This is a genomic window from Mycolicibacterium sp. XJ879, from assembly GCF_053483935.1.
Window position 1 is genome coordinate 46,138 of record NZ_JBEFTH010000013.1, and the last position, 23,659, is coordinate 69,796.

Sequence of the window (23,659 nt, forward strand, 5' to 3'; positions counted from 1 at the left end):
CCTGGGCCAGCTGCTGGCCCCCCACCCCGGGTTGCCGCCACCGGTTGAACGATGGCCGTCCAGGGCTGAACGGAAAACAAGCCGCACGTTAAGTGGTCGACATCACCGGATAGCACTCGGAGCGTAGGCGTGTTCGGCGAGCCGAAGATAAGGTAACGTCACGGCCAACTTAGGGCAGCCTGGGCTAATTCACGTGGAGGGATGATGAACGTTATCGCCGCGGCGAATCAGGCTGTCCACTGCCGTGGAGCCGATGCGACGCCAGCGCGCCGATGATCGATGAACAGCGCCAACGAACTTTCGCGCCCTGGATCAAACGCTCGCCCGGCCAGCGCGCCGACGGCGCGACGGTGGTCTTCCCGCACGCCGGCGGTGCCGCGGCGGCCTACCGCGGGTTCGCGTCGGCGTTGGCCGCCCACGGCACCGACGCCTTCGTCCTGCAGTACCCGCAACGCGCCGACCGGCTGTCGCATCCGGCCCCCGACACCGTCGAACAGTTGGCCGCAGACCTGTTCGCCGCAGGCGACTGGACGCGACTCGGGCCGCTGCGACTGTTCGGCCACTGCATGGGCGCGATCATCGCGTTCGAGTTCGCCCGTGTCGCCGAAGCCCACGGTGTCGACGTCGACCAGCTGTGGGTGTCGGCCAGCCAGGCGCCGCACACGGTGGTCACCTCACCGCGGTTGCCGACCGCCGCCGCCGAGGTGGTCGCCAACATGGTCGACCTCGGCGGCACCGATCCGCGGCTCCTTGACGACGACGAGTTCATCGAACTGCTCGTCCGCGCCGTGCGCGCCGACTACCAGGCGTTCAACCGATACGCGTGCGGGCCCGACCGCAAGATCCGCGCCGACATTCACCTGCTCGGCGGACACGACGACCACCGGGTGAGCCAGGACATGTTGCGCCGCTGGGAAATCCACACCGAGCAAGCTGTCACGCTCACGCTGTTCGACGGCGGCCACTTCTACCTCGACAAGCACATTGACACGGTGGCGGAGCTGGTCAATGACAGCTAACGACCCTGTCGTCATCGTCGGTATGGCGCTCGAGGCCCCCGGCGGAGTCGAAACCGCCGACCAGTACTGGGCGTTGCTCGCCGAACAACGCGAAGCGCTGAGCCCGTTTCCCCGCGACCGCGGCTGGGCGGTCCGCAACGTACTCGACGGGTCACGGCGCGACGGGTTCAAGCCGATTCAGGATCTGGGCGGATTCCTCACCGCCGCCGCCACCTTCGACCCCGAGTTCTTCTCCATCTCACCACGTGAGGCCGTCGCGATGGACCCGCAGCAGCGGGTCGCGCTGCGGGTGGCCTGGCGCGCACTGGAGAACACCGGCATCAACCCCGACGACCTCACCGGCGCCGACGTCGGCTGCTACGTCGGCGCATCGACGATGGGGTACGGACCCGACCTGGCCGAGTTCACCGACCTCACAGGCCATCTCATGGCCGGCACCGCGCTGGGGCCGGTCTCGGGCCGGATCGCCTACACGCTCGGGCTCGCCGGGCCCGCACTGACCATCGACACCTCGTGTTCGTCGGCGCTGGCCGCGATCCACGTGGCCAGCCAGGCCCTGCGCTCCGGCGACTGCGATATGGCGCTGGCAGGCGGTGTCTGCGTGATGGGCTCACCGGGCTTCTTCGTCGAGTTCTCCAAGCAGCACGCGCTTTCCGACGACGGCCACTGCCGCCCCTACAGCGCACACGCCTCGGGAACCGTGTGGGCCGAGGGGGCGGCGATCTTCGTCCTACAACGCCGCGCCGACGCGCTGCGCGACGGACGCCGGGTGCTGGCCGAGTTGCGCGCCACCTGCCTGAACCAGGACGGCCGATCGGTCGGCCTGACCGCCCCGAGCGGAGCGGCCCAAGCCCGGCTGTTCCAGCGTGCCATCGACCAGAGCGCCGTGTGTCCGGAAGACATCGGGATGATCGAAGGCCACGGCACCGCAACCCGTCTCGGCGACCGCACCGAGCTGATCTCGCTGGCGCAGACCTACGGCGCCACCGCACCCGGCCGCGGCGCGCTGTTGGGCTCGGTGAAGTCGAACATCGGCCACACCCAGGCGGCCGCCGGCGGGTTAGGTCTGGCCAAGGTGCTGGTCGCCGCCGCGCACGCCGCCGTGCCGGCCACCCTGCACACCGACGACGCCAGCCGCGAAATCGACTGGGACAGCCAGGGTTTGCGGCTGGCCACCAAGCTAACCCCCTGGCCGACGGTCAACGGTCACCGGCTGGCCGCGGTGAGCGCCTTCGGCATGAGCGGCACCAACGCGCACGTGATCGTCTCGATCCCCGAGCGCGGAAACGAGGCGGCCTGATGCAATGTCGCAGGCTCCCCGACGGGCGGGTGCCCGTGGTGCTCAGCGCGCACGCCGAAGAGTTGATCGCGGCCGACGCCGAGGCGGTGCTGCACTACCTGGACCGCGGCCCCGAGCTCGCTGCGGTCGCCGCCACCCTGCTGCGCACCCGCAGGCTGCGCAGACACCGCGCGGTGCTACGCGCGGCCGACATCGACGAGTTGGCCGACGGGCTGCGGGCGCTGAGCGCGGGTGCGGACCATCCGCTGGTGGCCCGGTCTTCGGAGATCTCCGCCGCCCGAACGGCGTTCGTTCTCCCCGGGCAAGGCAACCAATGGCCGACGATGGGCGCAGAGGCCTACCACCAGTCACCGGTGTACCGCGCGGAAGTCGACCGGTGTGCCGTGGCGTTCGTGGCCGCCCGGCAACCGTCGCCACTGCCGTACCTGATCGCCGACACCGAAGGCGGCGCATGGTCACAGGTGCAGATCCAGGCGGCGCAGTTCACTCACGCGGCGGGGCTGGCCCAGGTGTGGCGTTCCTGCGGCATCGAACCCGCTATCGCGGTGGGACACAGCCTCGGCGAGATCGCAGCCGCCTACATCGCGGGCGCGATGACGCTCCCCGACGCCGCGGCCGCCGTGATCGCCAGGGCCGAGGTGGTCGATACGCTGTCGGGCGACTACCGCATGGCGGTGCTCGGCACCAGCGTCGAGGACGCCCAGCACCTCATCGCCACCGTCGACGGCTGGCTGGAGATCTCGGCAGTCAACTCCTTGTCCTCGGTGGTGGTTTCGGGGCACACCGCCGCCGTCGAGACGCTGGTGGTCGCGGCCACGCAACGGGGGTTGTTCGTGCGTACGCTCGACGTCAACTATCCCGGCCACACCAGTGCGCTCGAACCGCTGCGCGACGCCCTCACCGCGCTGCTGCCGCACGGCCAATTCGATTCTGGCGCCGCGGAGTTCATTGGTTCGGCCACCGCAGACATCGTGCCGGCCGGCACCGACTTCGTCGACTACTGGTACCGCAACCTGCGCAACACCGTTCGCTTCGACCGCGCCGCTGTCGCGGCTCACCAGCGCGGGGCGACCAGGTTCGTCGAACTGTCGGCGCATCCGTCGCTGCTGTTCGCGCTCGGCGACCTGTTCGCCGACGAGGACCCGCCGTTCATCGTCGGGTCGGGCCAGCGCGGTGCGCCGTTCGGCGACGCCATGGCGGCAGCCGTCATCTCCGCCGCCGTCGCCGACCCGGCCTTCCGCTGGGCCGACTTGGTCAACACCGATATCCCAGTGCAAACCGGCTTTCCGAACGCGCCGATGCGGTCTGTGCGGCTATGGGCGACGCCGCAACCGCTTGCCCCGATACCCGGGATCACCGTCGCGGACGAACAGTGGGTCCCGAGGGCAACCGCACCCGCCGGTGACGCGGTGCGGCGTATCGCCGTGGTCGAGTTGGTGGGCCCCACCGGGCATCTTGGCGACCGGCTGCGCGACGCGGTCCACCGTCATCCCGGCGCAGAGCCCGCCGCACCCGCCGATGCCGACGTGCTCGTCGCCGTCGCTCCCGTGCTTGACCACCCCGGCGCCGAACTGGCCGCACAGGAGATCGGCAACCTTGTCGACGCCGGGTTGCTCGACTACGTCGAGGCCGCCGGGTCAGGTTGTGCGACCGTGTGTTTGGTGACCGTCGGCGGCGAGCACGTTCGGCCCGACGAACCCGTGGGCCTGCCGGCCCAGAGCGCGCTGGCCGCGATGCACCGCAGCATCGGTCTCGAACACCCCGACCAGACGTTTCGGCGCATTGATCTGCCGTCCTGGGAGATTGACGACGCCACCGCCGCGGCCGCGGTCGATGCGGCGCTCGGCGACGGGCAGGACGCCGCGGTGCGCGACGGAACGACGTACGTGCGCAGGGTGACGGAATCCGCGCAGGCCGCGGTCCCGTGGCCACTGGGCGACGGTGTGCTCGACGACGTGGTGATCACCGGTGGTAACGGAAACGTCGGCCTGCACTTCGCCCGTCATCTCGCCGAGCGCGGTGCCCGCCGGATCGTGCTGGTCAGCCGCAGCGGCATCGACGAGACCACCCGGGCCCGACTCGGCCCGTCCGGTGTCGAGATCGTCGATGCGCGATGCGATATCACCTCCGCTGAGCAGCTATCCGCCGCAGCCCAAGAGCACGCGGGAGCGGGTGCGACGCTGCTTATCCACGCGGCGGGTGCTGCCACGTTCGCCGAACGCACCGGCATCACCGGCGCCGCGTTCGCCGACACCGCGGCGGCCAAGGTCCACGGGCTGGCCCGGATGATGGCGAGTTGGCCGTTGCGTACCGACGCACGAATCGTGCTGTGCTCGTCGATATCCGGCGTGTGGGGCGGCCGGGGCCACGGCGCCTATTCCGCGGCCAACCGGATGCTCGACGTGATGGCCGGCCAGCTCCGCGCCAAGGGCCAGCGCTGTGTGGCCGTGCGATACGGGCTGTGGCACGGTGATCCGCGACGCGGCAGCGGTATCGCCGGACTAGCCGGGGTGAGCCATATCGAACGCGCCGGACTGTTGCCGATGGCACCCGAGATGGCCGTCGCGGCAAGCCTGTGCGACTACGACGCCGATCCGCTGCTGATGGCCGCCGATCCCGAGCGGCTCCGGGTCTTCCTCGACAACAGCGCGGTCGGCGAATCACCCGGAGCGGCAGCCGAATTGGGTGCGAAAGCGGGTGTCGCCGACCGCGTGGTGGCCGCGCTGACCGCCGTGCTGAAGACCGAGACGATCGACCCCGACATGTCGCTGCTGGACCTGGGCCTGGATTCACTTCTGGCGCTGGACCTGCGTAAGCGGCTGCTGCGCACGACCAATACGAAGGTGGCGCTGGCGACCCTGCTCGGCGGCATCACAGCCAGCGAACTCATCGACAGCCTGGACTCTCGGACAGGCACAGAGAAGGTGGAAACCACGCGTGACTGAGACAGTTGATATCCGCGACGACATCGACCAGCGCCGGCTGGAGTTGTTGCGGCGCAGGCTCGCCGAACGGGGTCTGCGGTCGACGAACCAGCAGACCGGCGCGGCCGGACTGTCCGACGGCCAGCGCCGCATGTGGTTCGTCCAGATGGCCGATCCCACCGGCGCGATCCTCAACATCTGCCTGTCCTACCGGCTCATCGGTGCGCTCGACGTGTCACGGCTGCACGACGCCGTCGACGCCGTCGCTGCCCGCCATCCGGTGCTGCGCAGCACCTTTTCCGCCGACAATGACGGCGAACCGCAGCTGACCGTGCACGATGAGCTGACGCCGGGTTGGTCGGCGCACGACCTCTCCCAGCTTTCCGAGCACGCCCGCCGACTGCGCCTGGAGGTACTGGCGCAGCGCGAGTTCAACGCCCCGTTCGACCTCAGCACCGATGCGCCGTTGCGCATCACGGTGATCCGCACCGCCGCCGACGAACACATCATGCTGCTGGTCGCCCACCACATCGCGTGGGACGACGGCTGCTGGCCGGTGTTCTTCGCCGACCTGACCCGCGCCTACAGCGGCGAGCCGCTGCCCGCCCCCGCCGTCGTGCCCGCCGTGGACGACGAACCCAGCGCCGAAGACCTCGACTACTGGCGCGCGGTGATGGCCGATCCGCCCGAACCCCTCGAGCTGCCTGGACCCAACGGCTCGGCGGTCCCGATCAGTTGGCGCTCGCAGCGCAGCACGCTCACGCTGTCCCAACAGACCACCGAGCGGGTAGCCAAACTGGCCAAGGAATCCGGAGCCACGCCCTACATGGTGCTGTTGGCTGCTTTCGGTGTGCTGATGCACCGCTACACCCACGCCGACGACTTCCTGGTCGCCACGCCGGTGCTCAACAGGTCCGCCGAACTCGACGACGTCATCGGCTATTACGGCAACACCGTCGCGTTGCGGCTGCGCCCACAACCGCGCCAAAGTTTCGGCGACGTACTCGCGGCCGCGCGCGACGCCGCCGTCGGCGCGTTCGCACACCAACGCGCCAACCTCGACCGGGTGGTGCGGGAACTGAACCCCGACCGCCGCCACGGCGTGGAGCGGATGACCCGGGTGGCGTTCGGGGCTCGCGGCGCCGACGGTGCCGGCTTTACCCCGTCGGGCATCACCTGCGAACGTGCCGAGCTGCGTGGTCAGTTCACCCAACTGCCGCTGGCTTTCATGGTCGAGTTCGACGGTCGCCATGTGGTGGTGGAGGCCGAGTACCTGACCGAGGTGCTTGACGCGACGCTGGCCCGCCAGCTGCTGGACCACTACGCCGTGCTGCTCGATGACGCGTTGACCAACGCCGGGAAGCCGATCAGCGAGCTGACGCTGATGGGTCCCGGGGACATGGCATGGCTGCGTGACGTGTCGGCAGGAGACGAATTCCACACCCCGGCAAAGACGTTGACCGAGCTGGTGGAGGCGCAGGTCGAGCGCACCCCCGACGCGGTGGCCGTCGTCTACGAGGGCCGTCAGTACACCTACCGCGAGATCAACGAATCGGCCAACCAGATGGCGCACTGGCTGATCGAGAAGGGCATCGGCGCCGAGGACCGCGTCGCGGTGCTCCTGGACCGGTCACCGGAGCTGGTGATCACCGCGCTCGGGGTGCTCAAGGCGGGCGCGATCTACCTGCCCGTCGACCCGACCTACCCAGATGATCGGCTCACGTTCATCCTGTCGGACTCCGACCCGAAACTCGTGCTGCGCGAACCGATCACCGAGCTCGACGGATACCGCACCGACAACCCGGCCGACACCGACCGGGTGCGCGCACTGAACCCGCAGAGCACCGCCTACCTGATCTACACGTCGGGTTCGACCGGCCTGCCCAAGGGCGTGCCGGTGCCGCACCGCCCGGTCGCCGAGTACTTCGTGTGGTTCGCCGACGAGTACGAGATCGACCATCGCGAACGGCTGCTGCAGGTGGCCTCACCGAGCTTCGACGTGTCGATGGGCGAGATCTTCGGCATGCTGGCATGCGGTGGGCGGCTGGTGATCCCGCGTCCCGACGGTCTGCGCGATATCGGTTATCTCACCGACCTGCTGCACAACGAAGGCATCACCTCGATGCACTTCGTGCCGTCGCTGCTGGGGCTGTTCCTGTCGCTGCCGGGCGTCAACCAGTGGCGCACCTTGCAGCGGGTGCCGATCGGCGGTGAGGCGCTGCCCGGTGAACTCGCCGACAAGTTCCACGCCACGTTCGACGCGTTGCTACACAACTTTTACGGCCCCACCGAGACGGTCATCAACGCCAGCCGTTACAAAGTGGAAGGCGCCCAGGGCACCCGCGTCGTGCCGATCGGCACCCCCAAGATCAACACGCAGATCCATCTGCTCGACGCCGCGCTGCAGCCGGTGCCCGTCGGCGTCATCGGTGAGATCTACATCGGTGGAACCCATGTCGCGCTTGGCTACCACGACCGTCCGGCGCTGACGGCCGAGCGGTTCGTCGCAGACCCGTTCACACCCGGCGGCCGGCTGTACCGGTCCGGCGACCTGGCGCGCCGCAACGCCGACGGTGACATCGAGTTCGTCGGACGCGCCGACGAACAGGTCAAGATCCGTGGCTTTCGCATCGAACTCGGCGAAGTGGCCGCCGCGATTTCGGTGGACCCCAGCGTCGGTCAGGCAGTGGTGCTGGCCTGCGATCTGCCGGGGCTGGGCCGAAGCCTGGTCGGCTATCTGACCGCCAACTCCGACGCCGAGGTGGTCGACGTCGATCGCATCCGCAACCGGGTGGCCGCCGCGCTGCCCGAGTACATGACACCGGCGGCATACGTTGTGGTCGACGAGATCCCGATCACCGCCCACGGCAAGATCGACCGGGCCGCGCTGCCCGAACCGGATATGGGCGCGCTGGCCGGTCCCGGCGCCGAGTACCGTGAACCCGCCGGCGAAACCGAGCGACGCGTCGCGCACCTGTTCGCCGAACTGCTCGGCCGTGAGCGGGTGGGCGCCGACGACTCCTTCTTCGACCTGGGCGGGCACTCGTTACTGGCCACCAAACTCGTTGCGGCCGTGCGCTCTCAGTTCAACGTCGACATCGGTGTCCGCGAGGTGTTCGAGCTCGGCACCGTCGCCGCGTTGGCCGAGCGGATCGACGCGGCGACATCGGCGGGCTCCGCGCGCCCGCCGCTGGTCGCGATCCCGCACGACGGCCCGCTGCAGCTGTCGGCGTCACAGCTGCGGATGTGGTTCCAGTACCGCATCGACGGACCCAACCCCGTCAACAACATCCCGTTCGCCGCCCGCATCAGCGGTCCCTGCGACGCCGACGCGTTCGTGGCGGCGGTGCGCGACGTTGTCGCCCGCCACGAGGTGCTGCGCACCACCTACCGCGAGATCGACGGTGTGCCTCACCAGATCGTCACCGACCCCGGTGAGGTGGCGGTGCGCCGCGCGCAAGGCGCCGACGACGCCTGGCTGCAAACCGCACTCGACCACGAGCGGCGCCAGATCTTCGACCTCGAACGCGACCTACCGGTGCGCGCGGCCGTGTTGTCGACGCCCGACACCCACGTGGTGTCGCTGGTGGTGCATCACATCGCCTCCGACCACTGGTCTGCGATGGTGTTGTTCACCGACCTGTTGAGCGCCTACCGGTCCCGCCGGGCCGGCCAGGCGCCGAAGTTCGCGCCGCTGCCGGTGCAGTACGCGGATTACGCGGCGTGGCAGGCGAGCCTGCTCGCCGACACCGATGGTCCGGCGGCGGCGCAGAAAGAGTATTGGTGCGCCCAGCTCGCCGACCTGCCGCAGGATCCCGGTCTGGCACCGGATTTCCCGCGCCCGCCGGTGCTCAGCGGCCAGGGTGATGCCGTCGAGTTCCACATCGACGCCGCGACCCGCGCGAAGTTCACCACGCTGAGCCAGGACCTCGGCGTCACTGAGTTCATGCTGTTGCAGTCGGCGGTGGCCGTGGCGTTGTACAAAGCCGGTGAGCGACCGGATGTTCCGCTGGGCACTCCGGTCGCCGGGCGCACCGAGGCTGAACTGGATCAGCTGATCGGGTTCTTCATCAACATCGTGGTGCTGCGAAACGATCTGCGCGGCAACCCCACGCTGCGCGAAGTGCTGCGCCGCTCCCGCGATACCGCGTTGGAAGCCTATGCGCACCAGGATCTTCCGTTCGATCAGGTGGTAGACGCGGTGCGTCCGACCCGGTCACTGTCGCGTAACCCGCTGTTCGGTGTCGTCGTGCACGTGCGGGACGGGCTGCCCGTCGCCCAACCCATCGAGTCGACTGCCGACGGCGACACCACGTTCACCGCGCTGGAGCCACCGTTTGACGTCGCGCACGCCGATCTGTCGGTCAACTTCTTCGCCGTCGACGACGGCTACCGCGGCCACGTCATCTACCGCACCGACCTGTACCGTCGCGAAACCGCGCAACGGCTGGTGGGCTGGTTGGGCCGTGTGCTGGCCGCGTTCGCCGACGATCCCGACCAGCGGGTGCGCGACGTGCAGATCGCTGACCGTGCCGAGCTGAGCCAAGTCCACCAGTTCAGCGCGGCGGCACAAGTGAGCATCCTCGACGACTGGCGTGACCCGGTGGCGATCGGGGTCGTCGGCGACGTCTACGACCACGTCACCGAAGGAAACGGCACGCAGCTTCAGGCCCGCGGCCGGCGGGGCCGGTGGGTCGAGGACGGTTCCGTGCAGATCGTCGACGAACCCGAGGTGCGGGTGCCGTCGGCCCCCGCCCGGCCCGACGAACCGGCGCGCACCGACACCGAGCGGGCGCTGGCCACGATCCTGGCCGAGGTGCTCGGCGTTGCCGAGGTCAACCGCACCGACGGCTTCTTCGAACTGGGCGGCGACTCGATCCTGGCCGTGCAGGTCGCCGCCCGCGCCCGCGACACCGGGTTGGCGCTGACCGCGCGAATGGTCTTCGAGCACCCCACCGTTTCCGAACTGGCCGCCAAGGTCGACGAGGCCGCCGGCACCCCCCAGGCCGTTGGCACCCATCACGAGCCAATGTCGGCCTCCGGGCTGTCGCCGGACGAACTGGCGGCCGTGACGTCGATATGGGCGGCGTCGCGCGACGGTGCTTCGTGACGACGACGAACGCCGAGGCGGCCATTGAAGATGTGATGGCGCTCAGCCCGCTGCAACAGGGGCTGTTCTCGATGGCGAAGCTCAGCGCCGACGACGATCCGTACGTGATGGCGATGGCCGCCGACATCAGCGGCACGCTGGACACCGCGCTGCTGCGCGACTGCGCGGCGGCGATGCTGGGCCGCCACCCCAACCTGCGAGCCAGTTTCCTGCAGGTCAATTCGAGTAAGCCGGTGCAGGTGGTGCCCAGCCGCGTCGACGTGCCGTGGCGGCAGATCACCGCCACCGCCGACGCCCTCGACGCTCTCGACGCCGACGAACGGCGCCGCCCGTTCGACCTCGAGCGCGGACCGGCCATCCGGTTCCTGCTCATCGAATTGCCCGACGCGCGTTGGCGTCTGGTCATCGTCGCCCATCACATCATCATCGACGGCTGGTCGCTGCCGTTGTTCGTTGGTGAACTGATCACGTTGTACCGCGCCGGCGGCGACCCCGCCGCGCTGCCGCCACCCCCGCGGCCGTACCGCGACTACATCGGCTGGCTCGCGGTCCGCGACCAGGACGCCAGCCGGGCGCTGTGGCGCGAACACCTCGGCGGTCTCGACGGCCCGACGCTGTTGACGCCCGCGCTGGCCGCAGCTGAGCCGCCCGCCGGAGCGCCCCGGCGCACCGAGCTCAAGCTGGATAGCGAGGCCACGGCCACCCTTGCCGACGCCGCGCGCAGCCGCCGCGTCACGGTGAATACTTTGGTCCAAATGGCCTGGGCCACACTGCTGTCCGCGTTCACCGACCGTAGCGACGTGGTGTTCGGGGTGACGGTGTCGGGCCGACCCGGCGAGCTCACCGGTGTGGAGACGATGGTCGGCCTTTTCATCAACACCGTGCCGCTGCGCGTGCGGCTCGACCCGGTGGCGTCGGTCGGTGCGCAATGCGTCGCGTTGCAGCGCGAAGCCGCTGCGCTGCGCGATCACAGCTACGTGCCGCACGCGGAACTGCGCGCGCTGGGCGGCATCGGCGAGATGTTCGACAGTCTGCTGGTCTACGAGAACTTTCCGCCGGGCGGGCTGTTCGGTGGTGGCGACTTCACCGCCAACGGCGCCACCTTCCGTCCCGCTGCGCTGGAAAGCCTGTCCCATTTCCCAGTGACCATCGCCGCGCACATGCTCGACAACCAGCTCACGGTGCTGGTCGAGGCGATCGACGGTGCGCTGGGCCCGATGAGCGCCGAATCGCTGGGACAGCGGCTGCTGACCACCGTGCAACGCCTGGTCACCCACTGGGACAGCCCGCTGCGCGACGTCGGCGTGCTGCTCGACGGTGAGGACCAGCGGTCAGCCCAGACCGTCGACATACCAACACAACTCGGCGTGCACACCACCTTCGCCGAGGTCGCTCGCAGCCGGCCCGCATCACCCGCGCTGAGCTGGTCCGGCGGCGAATACACCTACCGCGAACTCGACGCGGCGGCCGACCGGCTGGCCGCCGCGCTGGCCCGGCGCAACGTGGGCGCCGAACACCCGGTCGCGATCAACCTGTCCCGCGGTCCGCAGTATGTGGTCGCGATGCTCGCCGTGTTGAAGGCCGGCGCCGTGATCGTTCCGCTGGACCCGTCGATGCCCGCCGACCGCATCGCCGACATTCTGCAGCAGTGCAGCGCGACGGTGGTCGTCGACGACGCGCTGATCGCCGCAGCGGCCGACGAACCCGCCAGCGACTTCGCGCCCGCGGCCGTGCACCCCGGGCAGGCCGCCTACGTCGTGTTCACCTCGGGTACCACCGGCACGCCCAAGGGAGTGGTCGGCACCCATCAAGCCGTGCTGGCCTATGCCGGCGACCACATCCGAAACATGCTGCAGCCGACCGCAACCCGGCTGAACCGCCAGCTGCGGGTGGCACACGCCTGGTCGTTCACCTTCGATGCCGCCTGGCAACCGCTGGCCGCGCTGCTCGACGGGCACGCCGTGCACATCGTCGACGACGACGTGCAACGCGACGCCGAGGCGCTGGTGCAGACGATCGGGCAGTACGGCATCGACATGATCGACACCACACCGTCGATGTTCGCCCAACTGCACGCCGCGGGGCTGCTCACCACCGTGCCGCTCGCCGTGCTGGCGCTGGGCGGGGAGGCCGTCGGAATCCCGGCGTGGTACCTGATCCGCCACGAATGCGCGCGCACGAAGATGGCGGCCTACAACTGTTACGGCCCGACCGAAACCACCGTGGAGGCGGTCGTCGCCACCATCGCCGATCACGAGCAGCCCACGATCGGGCGGCCCACCGCGCCCAGCCGCGCCTACGTGCTGGACTCCTGGCTGCGTCAGGTGCCCGAGGGCGTACCGGGTGAGCTGTACCTGTCCGGCGCCCAACTGACCCGCGGATACCTCGGCAGGCCGGGGGAGACCGCAAGCCGGTTCGTCGCCGACCCGTTCGTGCCCGGCCAGCGCGTGTACCGCACCGGCGATGTCGTGCGCCGCCAGGCCGACGGCGCGCTGCAGTTCCTCGGCCGCTCCGACGCCCAGGTCAAGATCCGCGGTTTCCGCGTGGAGCCCAGCGAGATCGCCGCGGTGCTGAACAGCCACCCGGCCGTGCGCACCGCCCATGTCGCGGTGCGCCAACAGCGCCGGGGGCCGCGGTTGGTCGCCTACGTCGCCGCCGAACCCGCACCCGCGGTTGCCGAGCTGCGCGACCTGGTGGCAAAACGGTTGCCCCGCTACATGGTTCCGCACAGCATCGCCGTCGTCGACCAGCTGCCGCTGACGGCACACGGCAAGGTCGACGACGCCGCGCTGGCCGCCATCACCGTGGACGACGGCCCGTCGGCCGCACCCGAAACCGAAACGGAAACCGCGCTCGTCGAGCTGCTCGCCAAGCTGTTGGACGGCGCCGAAATCGACGTCGCCGCCGACTTTCTGACGCTGGGGCTGGACAGCATCGTGGCCCTATCGGTGGTGCAGGCCGCGCGGCGGCGCGGAATTGCGTTGCGCGCCCGGCTGATGCTCGAATGCGCCAACATCCGCGAACTCGCCGCGGCCATCGACAACGAGTCGGCCGGCGTCGAGCACGACGACGACAACGACACCGGGCCGATCCCCGCGCTGCCCAACGCGCACTGGCTCTACGAATACGGCGATCCGCGCAGGCTGGCGCAGACCGAGGCGATCTGGCTGCCCGACACCGTCACCGGCGAACAACTGCGCGCGATGCTGCGCGCCGTCATCGACGGGCACGAGGCGCTGCGCTGCCGACTCGACGTCGACACGATGACGCTGAACGCCCATGAACCGGGCGAGATCCTGACCGAGGTGTCGGTCGACGGCGACCTGACCGAGGCGGTCGCCCGCCATACCGAGGAATCCGTGCAACGCCTTGATCCGCAACTCGGTTCGATGCTGCGCGCGGTGTGGCTGCGACAACCCGACGGTCCCGGCGTGCTGGTGCTCACCGCCCACGTCCTCGCGCTGGATCCGGCGTCGTGGCGGATCGTGCTGGGTGAGCTCGACGCCGGATGCCACGCCGTCTCCGCAGGTAAGGCGCCGGCGCCGAACCGCGAACACACCACCTTGCGCTGGTGGTCGCGCCTGCTCGCCGAACGCGCGAAAGGGCTGCAGACATCCGACTTCTGGGCCGCCCAACTCGACGGTGACGACCCGGCTCTCGGCACGCGCCGGGTGCGCCCGCAGACCGACCGGGTCGGTGACGTCGTCGTCACCGTCTCGGTCGCCGGCGCCGACGTCAGCGCTCGACTGTTGTCGTCGGGCGTGCCGACGCCGCACCTGCTGGCCGACGCCGCCGCCAGAACCGTCACTCGTTGGCGACGGCACCGTGGACAGCACACGTCACCGCCGCTGCTGGCGCTGGAGACCCACGGCCGTGCCGACGGCATCATCGCCGGCGCGGACACCTCCGACACCGTCGGGCTGCTCACCGCGATCTATCCGCTGCGGGTGCAGTCGGCGCGGGACCTGACCGCGATACCGGGCGACGGCATCGACTACGGTCTGCTGCGATATCTACGCCCGGACACCGCGCAACGGCTGCGCGGCTACCGCGAACCACAGCTGCTGCTGAACTTCCTGGGCCGCATCCACGTCGGGCTCGACGGCGGTGTGGTCAGGCTGGATCGCGAGCTGTTGGAAGGTGTGTCCCCGTTGCCGGAACCGGATCTCGCGGTGCGCCATGAGCTCACGATCGTGGCGGCGGTGCTCGGCGAAAGCGATGCCCCGGTGTTGGCCACGCAGTGGCGCACGTTGCCCGACATCCTGTCGGCCGACGACGTCGCGACCCTTCAGTCGATGTGGCAGGAAAGTCTAGGAGAGGTGGTGTGATGACCCCGACATTGGCGGTCGTCGGTGCGGGAGCCAAGGCGGTCGCAGTCGCCGCCAAGGCCGCCGTACTGCGCGACATGGGTGTCGCGGTACCCGACGTCGTCGCCGTGGAACGCACGGGGGTGGCGGCCAACTGGCAGGCCGACGGCGGCTGGACCGACGGTCAGCACCGGCTGGGCACCGGACCCGAGAAGGACGTCGGCTTTCCGTACCGGTCGTCGTTAATACCGCGGCGCAACGCCGAACTCGACGAGCGGATGACCCGGCACAGCTGGCAGTCCTACCTCATCAGCACCGGCCAGTTCGCCGAATGGGTGGACCGCGGCAGGCCCGCCCCCACCCACAAGAAGTGGAGCCAGTACCTGCGCTGGGTCGCCGACAACATCGCGATGAACGTGGTCTTCGGTGAGGTGCAGCAGATCTCGGTCGACGACGGCACCGACGGGCGGAGGTGGGCGCTGCGCACCGCCGAGCAGACCGTGCACGGCGACGCCCTGATGATCACCGGACCGGGCCAGCCCGAGCGGTCGATCCTGCCCGGCAACCCGCGGGTGCTGTCGATCGCCCAGTTCTGGCACCGCGCCGCCCAGTGCGAGCTGATCAGCGCCGAGCGCGTCGCGGTGATCGGCGGCGGTGAAACCGCGGCGTCGATGCTCAACGAGCTGTTCCGGCACCGGGTTTCGACGATCACGGTGATCTCACCGCAGGTCACGTTGTTCACCAGGGGCGAGGGCTACTTCGAGAACAGCCTGTTCTCCGACCCCACCGGCTGGACCAGCCTGACGATGGCCGAACGCCGCGACGCGATGATCCGTACCGACCGCGGGGTGTTCTCCGCGCGGGTGCAGGAGGCGCTGCTGTCCGACGACCGGATTCGGCATCTGCGGGGCAGGGTCGCACACGCCGTGGCCCGCGACGGACGAATCCGGTTGACGCTCAACACCAATCAGGGCGGCGAGAACCTGGAGACAGTGCACGGTTTCGATCTGGTGATCGACGGCTCGGGTGCCGACGCGGCGTGGTTCGTACCGCTGCTGAGCCAGGACGCGCTGGACCTGCTCGAACTCGGCCTCGGCGGGCCGCTGACCACCGACGCGCTGGCCGAGTCCATCGGCCACGACCTCGCGGTCACCAACGCCACCCCGAAGCTGTTTCTGCCCGGCCTGTCCGGGCTGACCCAGGGTCCCGGTTTCCCCAACCTGTCGTGCCTGGGGCTGCTGTCTGACCGAATCCTCGGCGCCAAGTTCGCCGCAGCCGACGCGCGTGCCGACCGATCAGCGAGGAGCAGCGATGAGCACCAACCCATTCGATGACGACGACGCCACGTTCGTCGTGCTCGTCAACGACGAGGACCAGCACAGCCTGTGGCCCGCGTTCGCCGACGTGCCCGCCGGATGGCGCCTCGTCTTCGGCGAGGGCACCCGTGCCGACTGTTTGGCCTACGTCGAGCAGAACTGGACCGACATCCGCCCGCGCAGCCTGCAGGCAGCGACCAACGCGGGGTAGCTGCTCTAGGTTGGTGCGGTGGCAATTGCGACGCGGCGCACGACGGTTGGGGTAGGCGCGGCGTGTTGGATGGCCGCGGCGCTGGGCTACGTCGTGCTGGAGGCGCTGGCCGCCGCGGCGCTGCCCGGCTACAGCTACACCGAGCACTACATCAGCTCGCTGGGTGTGCCGGCGTGGTCGCCGCGCGCGCACCTGATGAACGCGGCCTTCTACCTGCAGGGTGTGCTGTTCCTGCTCGGCGCGGTGCTGGTCGCCAGGGCGGTGCGGGGCCGCATGAGCGCGGTGTTCGTCGTGCTGGTGGCGCTCAACGCCGCCGGTAACTTCCTGGTCGGGGTGGTGCACGGCGGCTCCCCGCTGTGGACGAACGGCTACGAGTGGCTGCACGTGCTGGGCGCGGTCCTGGCGATCCTCGGCGGAAACGCTGCGGCGCTGGCCGGTTCGGCGGTGGTGGCGCGCGCCATTACGGCTCGGTGGTACCGGCCGGTCGGGCTGCTGATCGGGACCGCGGGGATGGTGATCTTCGCGATGCTGCAGAACTACAACGACTGGGCGGTCGACTACGCGCCGGTCGGGCTTGTCGAACGCGCCTGCGTGTACACGATCCTGCTCTGGCAGCTGCTCAGCGCCCTGGTGCTGTGGATGCGGTCAGATCTGTTGCGCTAACGGCATGTCCATGTCGAACACCCGCGCATGCAGCACGGTGCGGTTGCGCAGCGCCGCCCGCACCGCCCGGTGCAGCCCGTCCTCCAGATAGACGACGCCCCTCCAACGCACCGCGTGCGGAAACAGGTCGCCGTAGAACGTCGAGTCCTCCGACAACAACCGGTCCAGGGCCAGCACGGTCGTCGTCGTCACCAACTCATCGAGCCGGATCTGCCGCGGCGGAATCTTGGCCCACTGCCGATGGGACAGCCCGTGGTCGGGGTACGGGCGGCCCTCGCGCACCCCTCTGAAGATCACCGCCGTGCCGTCCTGCGCGTGCACGCTTTGGGCCACCGCTTCACGCTGCGAAGGTTATCGCACGGCAGCGGTTGGCCATGCCTGCTGCGCCGGCGGCTATCACCGCTGCTGATGACCGTAAACTGGAGGCCGATTGGAGGTGAACCATGGGGAGTGCCGACGAGCGTCGGTTCGAGGTGCTGCGCGCCATCGTCGCTGACTTCGTGGCCACCAAGGAGCCGATCGGATCCAAAGCCCTCGTCGAGCGGCACAACCTCGGGGTGTCCAGCGCGACGGTCCGCAACGACATGGCCGTCCTGGAGGCCGAGGGCTACATCGCCCAGCCGCACACCAGCTCGGGCCGGGTGCCCACCGAGAAGGGCTACCGCGAGTTCGTCGACCGGATCAACGAGGTCAAGCCGCTGTCGTCGGCTGAACGACGCGCGATCCTGTCGTTCCTGGAGTCCGGTGTCGACCTCGACGACGTGCTGCGCCGCGCCGTGCGGCTGCTGGCGCAGCTCACCCGGCAGGTGGCCGTCGTGCAGTATCCGACGTTGACGACGTCGACCGTGCGCCGTCTGGAGGTCGTGCCGCTGACCCCGGCGCGGATACTGCTGGTGGTGATCACCGACTCCGGCCGCATCGACCAGCGCATCGTCGAGCTCGGCGACACCATCGACGACCACGAGCTGGTTCAGCTGCGCGACCGGCTGGGCCAGACCCTGGAGGGTAAACCGTTCGGCGCCGCATCGGCCGCCGTCGCGGAGCTGGCGGCGCAGCTCGACGGCACCGGGGGCCTGTCCGACGCGATCGGGCGGGCCGCCACCGTACTGGTGGAAACCCTCGTCGAACACCGCGACGAGCGGCTGGTGCTTGGCGGCACCGCCAACCTGACCCGCAACACCGCCGACTTCGGCGGTTCGCTGCGCTCGGTGCTTGAGGCGCTCGAGGAACAGGTCGTGGTGCTGCGGCTGCTGGCCGCGCAGCAAGAGGCGGGCAAGGTGACCGTGCGCATCGGCCACGAAACCGAGGCTGAGGAGATGTCGGGCACCTCCGTGGTGAGCACCGCCTACGGTAGTGCGGGCAAGGTGTACGGCGGCATGGGAGTGTTGGGACCCACCCGGATGGACTATCCGGGAACTATCGCTAATGTCGCTGCGGTTGCTCTCTATATCGGTGAAGTCCTAGGCAGCCGATAGTTTCGGCACCAACAGAGGCATAGAACAGGCAGGTCAGGCGTGGCACGCGACTACTACGGGCTGCTCGGGGTGAGCAGAGGCGCGAGTGACTCAGAGATCAAACGCGCCTATCGGAAGCTGGCTCGTGAACTGCATCCCGACGTCAACCCCGACGAAGAGGCCCAGACGCGGTTCAAAGAGATCAGCGTCGCCTACGAGGTTCTGAACGATCCGGAGAAACGCCGCATCGTCGATCTCGGCGGCGATCCGCTGGAATCCGCGGGCGCCGCGGGCAACGGCTTCGCCGGGTTCGGCGGGCTGGGCGATGTGTTCGAGGCGTTCTTCGGCGGCGGGCAGGCCACCCGCGGCCCGGTGGGCCGGGTGCGGCCGGGCTCGGACTCGCTGCTGCGGATGCGGCTGGACCTGACCGAATGCGCCACCGGCGTGACCAAGCAGGTCACCGTCGACACCGCGGTGCTGTGCGACCTGTGCCACGGCAAGGGCACCCACGGCAACTCCAGCCCCGCCACCTGCGACACCTGCGGTGGCCGCGGCGAGATCCAGACCGTGCAGCGCTCGCTGCTCGGGCAGGTGATGACGTCGCGGCCGTGCCCGGTGTGCGGCGGGATCGGTGAGGTGATCCCCGACCCCTGCCACCGTTGCGGCGGCGACGGCCGGGTGCGCGCGCGGCGCGAGATCAGCGTCAAGATCCCCGCCGGTGTCGGCGACGGGATGCGGGTGCGGTTGGCCGCCCAGGGCGAGGTCGGCCCCGGCGGCGGGCCGGCCGGTGACCTCTATGTCGAGGTGCACGAGAAGCCGCATGACATTTTCGTCCGCGACAACGACGACCTGCACTGCACGATCTCGGTGCCGATGGTCGACGCCGCGCTGGGCACCACCGTCACCGTCGACGCGATTCTGGACGGCCCGACCGAGATCACCATCCCGGCGGGCACCCAGCCCGGTCAGGTGACGACGCTTCGCGGCCGCGGCATGCCGCATCTGCGGTCCGGGGTGCGCGGCGATCTGCACGCCCACATCGAGGTCGTCGTGCCGTCGCGGCTGGACCACGAGGACATCGAGTTGCTGCGCAAGCTGAAGGAACACCGCGCCAAGGACACCGCCGAGGTGCGCTCCACCAACGGCGCCGCGGGCTCGTCCGGCGGCGGGCTGTTCTCCCGGCTGCGCGAGACGTTCAGCGGCCGCTGACGCGGTTGTGGACCGCGAAATCCACACCAGCGTGGTGATTTCGGCTTCCCAGCGACCCTGGCGCAGGACTCGGCGAAAAAGCGTATGACCGACGCGCTGTTCTACGTCGATACGCTGCCCGGCGTCGGTGAGCTCGCAGTCGTCGACGGTGACGAGGGCTTCCACGCCGCCAACGTGCGCCGCATCCGCGTCGGCGAGCACCTCCACCTCGGCGACGGCGCCGGCGAGGTGGCGCAGTGCGTCGTCGAGGAGACAGCCAAGGGCAGGCTGACCGCGCGAGTGCTGGACCGCCGGTTCGTGCCCCCGCCCGCGCCGACGGTCACCGTCGTGCAGGCGATACCGAAGTCCGACCGCGCGGAGCTGGCCGTCGAACTGGCCACCGAAGCCGGAGCCGACGCGTTCGTGGCCTGGCAGGCGGTGCGGTGCGTCGCGAGATGGGACGGCGCAGCCAAGATCGACAAGGGGCTGCGGCGCTGGGCCGCGGTGGCCCGATCGGCGGCGCGGCAGTCGCGACGCCCCCACATCCCGCAGGTCAGCGGCGTGGTGTCGACGGCCGAGCTGGTCGAGCGGTTCGCCGCCGGCGACGCCGTCGTGCTGGTCCTGCACGAATCGGCCACCCAGCCGCTCACCGACGTGCCGGTCGCCGACGCCGAAGCGGTGTACCTGGTGGTCGGGCCGGAAGGCGGGCTCACCGACGACGAGGTCGCCGCGCTGGTCGGCGCGGGTGCGACAGCGGTGCGCATGGGCCCGACGGTGCTTCGGACGTCGACGGCCGCGGCGGTCGCACTGGGGGCGCTGGGCGTGCTGACGCCGCGGTGGCGGTGAGCCGGCGTCTGGGCTAATCATTGGGAAGCGTCACCGCCCGGCGGTAAACTGGGTGTTCTTGACAAACCAGCAGGCCAGGACACAGAAAGCAGGCACTGAACCCTCTTGACGCCCCGCGAGACGACCGCTGACTCGTCGCAGGCTGAGTCGGTACGCAGCACGATCAATGTTCCGCCCGACCTCGTCGTGGGCCTCCTGGGTTCCGCCGACGAGAACCTGCGCGCGCTCGAGCGCGTCCTGGCGGCCGATATCCATGTGCGCGGCAACGCGCTGACCCTGTCCGGCGAACCCGCCGACGTCGCGCTGGCCGAACGCGTGGTGTCCGAGTTGATGGCGATCGTGGGCCGCGGGCAGTCGCTGACCCCCGAGGTCGTACGGCACAGCGTGAGCATGCTCACCGGCGCGGGCAACGAGTCGCCGGCTGAAGTGTTGACCCTCGACATTCTGTCGCGGCGCGGCAAGACGATCCGGCCCAAGACGCTGAACCAGAAACGCTACGTCGACGCCATCGATGCGCACACCATCGTGTTCGGTATCGGCCCGGCAGGCACAGGTAAGACGTATCTGGCAATGGCCAAGGCAGTCAACGCATTACAGACCAAACAGGTCAATAGGATCATCCTGACCCGGCCTGCCGTCGAGGCGGGGGAGCGGCTCGGCTTCCTGCCCGGCACGCTAAGCGAGAAGATCGACCCCTACCTGCGCCCGCTCTACGACGCGCTGCACGACATGATGGATCCCGAGCTGATCCCAAAGCTGATGAGCGCCGGGGTAATTGAGGTGGCTCCGCTGGGATATATGCGGGGCAGAACGATCTCAGATGCGTTCATCATCCTCGACGAGGCGCAGAACACCACGGCCGAACAGATGAAGATGTTTCTGACCCGGCTTGGGTTCAATTCGAAGATCGTCGTGACGGGTGATATCACGCAGGTAGACCTGCCCGGCGGTTCCAGCTCGGGGTTGCGCGCCGCGATGCAGATACTCGACGGGATCGACGATATCCACTTCGCCGAGCTCACCAGCGCCGACGTGGTGCGACACCGGCTGGTCTCCGAAATCGTCGACGCATACGCACGACACGAGGAGCCCACGCAGCTGAACCGGGCCCAGCGGCGCGCCTCGGGGAACAGGTCACGACGGTAGCCCGATATGAGCATTGAGGTGTCCAACGAGTCGGGCATCGACGTCTCCGAAGACGAACTGATCAGCATCGCCCGGTTCGTCATTCGCAAGATGAACGTGCACCCGGCGGCCGAACTGTCGATGGTGCTGCTCGACACCGCGGCGATGGCCGACCTGCACATGCGGTGGATGGACCTGCCCGGACCCACCGATGTGATGAGCTTTCCGATGGACGAGCTTGAACCGGGCGGTCGGCCGGATGCGCCCGAGCCGGGGCCGGCGTTGCTCGGCGACATAGCGCTGTGTCCGCAGTTCGCCGCCGAACAGGCCGTCGCGGCCGGGCATTCGCTGGGCCAGGAACTCGCCCTGTTGACCGTGCACGGTGTGCTGCACCTCCTTGGGTACGACCACGCTGAACCCGATGAGGAAAAGGAGATGTTCACCCTGCAGCGCGAACTGCTCGAAGAGTGGGTGGCCGATCAGGTCGAGTCCTATCACCAGCATCGCCAGTCCGAGAAGGAACGCAGGCTGCTGGACAACTCCCGATACTTCGACGAACCGTGAGCACCACCGCGCAGCTGATCGCCGCGATCGTGCTGGTCGGTCTCGGTGGGCTGTTCGCGGCCATCGACGCCGCGCTGAGCACCGTGTCGCCGGCTCGCGTCGAGGAGCTGCAGCGCGAGGAACGCCCCGGCGCGGTCCGGCTGGCCAAGGTGATGGCCGAACGGCCCCGCTACATCAACCTCATCGTGCTGCTGCGCATCGCCTGCGAGGTGGGCGCGACGGTGCTGCTGGCGGCGTACCTCGACGGCCACCTCGGTGTGACCTGGGGGCTGTTCGTCGCCGCGGCGATCATGGTGGTGGTCAGCTTCGTGGTCATCGGCGTCGGCCCGCGCACCATAGGGCGACAGCACGCGTACACGATCGCGTTGCTGGCTGCCCTTCCGCTACAAGCGCTTTCGTTGCTGTTGACCCCGATCAGCAGGCTGCTGGTGCTGATCGGTAACGCGCTCACGCCTGGCCGCGGCTTCCGCAACGGGCCGTTCGCTTCCGAGATCGAACTGCGCGAGGTCGTCGACCTGGCTCAGCAGCGCGGCGTGGTGGCCGACGACGAGCGCCGGATGATCCAGTCGGTGTTCGAACTCGGTGACACCCCGGCGCGCGAGGTGATGGTGCCGCGTACCGAGATGGTGTGGATCGAGGCGGACAAGTCCGCGGGCCAAGCCACGTCGCTGGCGGTGCGCAGCGGGCACTCCCGGATCCCGGTGATCGGCGAGAACGTCGATGATGTCGTCGGGGTGGTGTACCTCAAAGACCTTGTCCAGCGCACCTATTACGCCACCGACGGGGGACGCAGCACCAAGGTGTCGGAGGTGATGCGGTCCGCGGTGTTCGTCCCGGACTCCAAACCGCTCGACGAGTTGCTGCGGGAGATGCAGCGCGACCGCAACCACATGTGCCTGCTGGTCGACGAGTACGGCGCCATCGCCGGGCTGGTCACCATCGAGGATGTGCTCGAGGAGATCGTCGGCGAGATCGTCGACGAATACGACGCAGGTGAAACCGTTCCGGTGCAAGACCTGGGCGACAAGCGGTATCGCGTGTCGGCGCGGCTGTCGATCGAAGATCTCGGCGAGCTCTACGACATCGACTTCGACGAAGACCTCGACGTCGACACGGTCGGCGGGCTGGTGGCGCTGGAGTTGGGCCGCGTTCCGCTGCCCGGCGCCGAGGTGACGTGGGACGGGCTACGGCTGCGCGCCGAGGGTGGACCGGACCATCGCGGCCGCGTGCGTATCGGTACCGTCCTGGTCAGCCGGACGGAACCGGCCGCAGAGGAGAGCAATGACTGATCTCGACCCCGAGGACGCCAAGCTGGTGACGCTGGCCCGCGGCGCGATGGGCCGCGCCGAAGCGACCAGCGGCGCTGCGGTGCGCGACGCCGACGGCCGCACCTACGCCGGGGCACCCGTCGCGCTGGACGCGCTGCAGCTTACCGCCCTGCAGGCCGCCGTCGCCGCCGCCGTGTCCAGCGGCGCCACCGGGCTGGAAGCCGCGGTGCTGGTCGGCGGAAGCGCCGACGACGCCGGCGTGGCCGCCGTGCGCGAATTGTCGGCCGACGCAACCGTTCTCGTCACCGACTGGTCCGGTAAGTCCGCATGACGGCACCGTTGGTGTTGACTCTGCGCGCAGGGC

16 protein-coding genes are annotated in these 23,659 nt (G+C 69.3%); 15 read left to right on the forward strand and 1 reads right to left on the reverse strand.

Annotation, left to right across the window (positions count from 1 at the left end; genetic code table 11):
* The first annotated feature begins 272 nt into the window (after positions 1-272).
* From ABQF13_RS22320 to ABQF13_RS22355, 8 genes are read left to right on the forward strand one after another with little or no spacing between them, the layout of a single operon-like run.
* Positions 273-1,019 (forward strand): thioesterase II family protein, encoded by a 747-nt coding sequence (locus ABQF13_RS22320; RefSeq protein ID WP_448394978.1) that lies wholly within the window; start codon positions 273-275, stop codon positions 1,017-1,019.
* Positions 1,009-2,319 carry a beta-ketoacyl [acyl carrier protein] synthase domain-containing protein gene (locus tag ABQF13_RS22325; RefSeq protein ID WP_448394979.1) on the forward strand — a complete coding sequence of 437 codons (1,311 nt, stop codon included), beginning with the start codon at positions 1,009-1,011 and terminating at the stop codon, positions 2,317-2,319. The genes ABQF13_RS22320 and ABQF13_RS22325 overlap by 11 nt, the downstream gene beginning before the upstream one ends.
* On the forward strand, positions 2,319-5,264 hold the full coding sequence (mbtD, locus tag ABQF13_RS22330) for a mycobactin polyketide synthase MbtD (RefSeq protein ID WP_448394980.1): 2,946 nt from the start codon (positions 2,319-2,321) through the stop codon (positions 5,262-5,264). The genes ABQF13_RS22325 and mbtD overlap by 1 nt, the downstream gene beginning before the upstream one ends.
* The gene (locus ABQF13_RS22335) at positions 5,257-10,353 is read left to right on the forward strand and encodes a non-ribosomal peptide synthetase (RefSeq protein ID WP_448394981.1); all 5,097 of its coding nucleotides are present in this window, start codon (positions 5,257-5,259) and stop codon (positions 10,351-10,353) included. The genes mbtD and ABQF13_RS22335 overlap by 8 nt, the downstream gene beginning before the upstream one ends.
* Positions 10,350-14,681: a non-ribosomal peptide synthetase gene (locus ABQF13_RS22340; RefSeq protein ID WP_448394982.1), complete on the forward strand. Its 4,332-nt coding sequence runs from the start codon at positions 10,350-10,352 to the stop codon at positions 14,679-14,681. Before ABQF13_RS22335 ends, ABQF13_RS22340 begins: the two co-directional genes overlap by 4 nt.
* Positions 14,681-15,994, forward strand: a complete 1,314-nt coding sequence (mbtG, locus tag ABQF13_RS22345; protein WP_448394983.1) for an NADPH-dependent L-lysine N(6)-monooxygenase MbtG — start codon at positions 14,681-14,683, stop codon at positions 15,992-15,994. The genes ABQF13_RS22340 and mbtG overlap by 1 nt, the downstream gene beginning before the upstream one ends.
* Entirely contained in the window at positions 15,972-16,187 is a 216-nt protein-coding gene (locus ABQF13_RS22350) for an MbtH family protein (RefSeq protein WP_448394984.1), read from the forward strand. Before mbtG ends, ABQF13_RS22350 begins: the two co-directional genes overlap by 23 nt.
* A gap of 18 nt (positions 16,188-16,205) precedes the next feature.
* Positions 16,206-16,850, forward strand: coding sequence for a DUF998 domain-containing protein (locus ABQF13_RS22355; protein WP_448394985.1), 645 nt, complete (start codon positions 16,206-16,208; stop codon positions 16,848-16,850).
* Here the strand turns inward: ABQF13_RS22355 and ABQF13_RS22360 are convergent.
* On the reverse strand, positions 16,833-17,147 hold the full coding sequence (locus ABQF13_RS22360) for a type II toxin-antitoxin system VapB family antitoxin (RefSeq protein ID WP_448395016.1): 315 nt from the start codon (positions 17,145-17,147) through the stop codon (positions 16,833-16,835). The two genes, ABQF13_RS22355 and ABQF13_RS22360, sit on opposite strands and share 18 nt — an antisense overlap.
* Positions 17,148-17,293: 146 nt before the next feature.
* Between ABQF13_RS22360 and hrcA the strand changes: the two genes are divergently transcribed.
* The 7 genes from hrcA (at position 17,294) to ABQF13_RS22395 (ending at position 23,626) form a co-directional block, all read left to right on the forward strand.
* A complete protein-coding gene (gene hrcA / locus ABQF13_RS22365; protein ID WP_448394986.1) occupies positions 17,294-18,325 on the forward strand; it encodes a heat-inducible transcriptional repressor HrcA in 1,032 nt (343 codons plus the stop codon).
* A 39-nt stretch (positions 18,326-18,364) separates the two neighbouring features.
* Positions 18,365-19,513: a molecular chaperone DnaJ gene (gene dnaJ / locus ABQF13_RS22370; protein WP_448394987.1), complete on the forward strand. Its 1,149-nt coding sequence runs from the start codon at positions 18,365-18,367 to the stop codon at positions 19,511-19,513.
* Positions 19,514-19,597: 84 nt separating this feature from the next.
* The gene (locus ABQF13_RS22375; RefSeq protein ID WP_448394988.1) at positions 19,598-20,338 is read left to right on the forward strand and encodes a 16S rRNA (uracil(1498)-N(3))-methyltransferase; all 741 of its coding nucleotides are present in this window, start codon (positions 19,598-19,600) and stop codon (positions 20,336-20,338) included.
* 105 nt (positions 20,339-20,443) lie between these two features.
* A complete protein-coding gene (locus ABQF13_RS22380; RefSeq protein ID WP_448394989.1) occupies positions 20,444-21,484 on the forward strand; it encodes a PhoH family protein in 1,041 nt (346 codons plus the stop codon).
* A 6-nt stretch (positions 21,485-21,490) separates the two neighbouring features.
* Positions 21,491-22,027 carry an rRNA maturation RNase YbeY gene (ybeY, locus tag ABQF13_RS22385; RefSeq protein WP_448394990.1) on the forward strand — a complete coding sequence of 179 codons (537 nt, stop codon included), beginning with the start codon at positions 21,491-21,493 and terminating at the stop codon, positions 22,025-22,027.
* Entirely contained in the window at positions 22,024-23,316 is a 1,293-nt protein-coding gene (locus ABQF13_RS22390; RefSeq protein ID WP_448394991.1) for a hemolysin family protein, read from the forward strand. Before ybeY ends, ABQF13_RS22390 begins: the two co-directional genes overlap by 4 nt.
* Positions 23,309-23,626, forward strand: a complete 318-nt coding sequence (locus ABQF13_RS22395; protein WP_448394992.1) for a cytidine deaminase-like protein — start codon at positions 23,309-23,311, stop codon at positions 23,624-23,626. The genes ABQF13_RS22390 and ABQF13_RS22395 overlap by 8 nt, the downstream gene beginning before the upstream one ends.
* Positions 23,627-23,659: the final 33 nt, after the last annotated feature.

Bases quoted from the DNA above. Each gene is read 5' to 3' on its own strand.
- ABQF13_RS22325 (WP_448394979.1), top strand. From the start codon at position 1,009: ATGACAGCTAACGACCCTGTCGTCATCGTCGGTATGGCGCTCGAGGCC.
- ABQF13_RS22350 (WP_448394984.1), top strand. From the start codon at position 15,972: ATGAGCACCAACCCATTCGATGACGACGACGCCACGTTCGTCGTGCTC.
- ybeY (WP_448394990.1), top strand. From the start codon at position 21,491: ATGAGCATTGAGGTGTCCAACGAGTCGGGCATCGACGTCTCCGAAGAC.
- hrcA (WP_448394986.1), top strand. From the start codon at position 17,294: ATGGGGAGTGCCGACGAGCGTCGGTTCGAGGTGCTGCGCGCCATCGTC.
- ABQF13_RS22375 (WP_448394988.1), top strand. From the start codon at position 19,598: ATGACCGACGCGCTGTTCTACGTCGATACGCTGCCCGGCGTCGGTGAG.
- ABQF13_RS22395 (WP_448394992.1), top strand. From the start codon at position 23,309: ATGACTGATCTCGACCCCGAGGACGCCAAGCTGGTGACGCTGGCCCGC.
- ABQF13_RS22320 (WP_448394978.1), top strand. From the start codon at position 273: ATGATCGATGAACAGCGCCAACGAACTTTCGCGCCCTGGATCAAACGC.
- mbtG (WP_448394983.1), top strand. From the start codon at position 14,681: ATGACCCCGACATTGGCGGTCGTCGGTGCGGGAGCCAAGGCGGTCGCA.
- mbtD (WP_448394980.1), top strand. From the start codon at position 2,319: ATGCAATGTCGCAGGCTCCCCGACGGGCGGGTGCCCGTGGTGCTCAGC.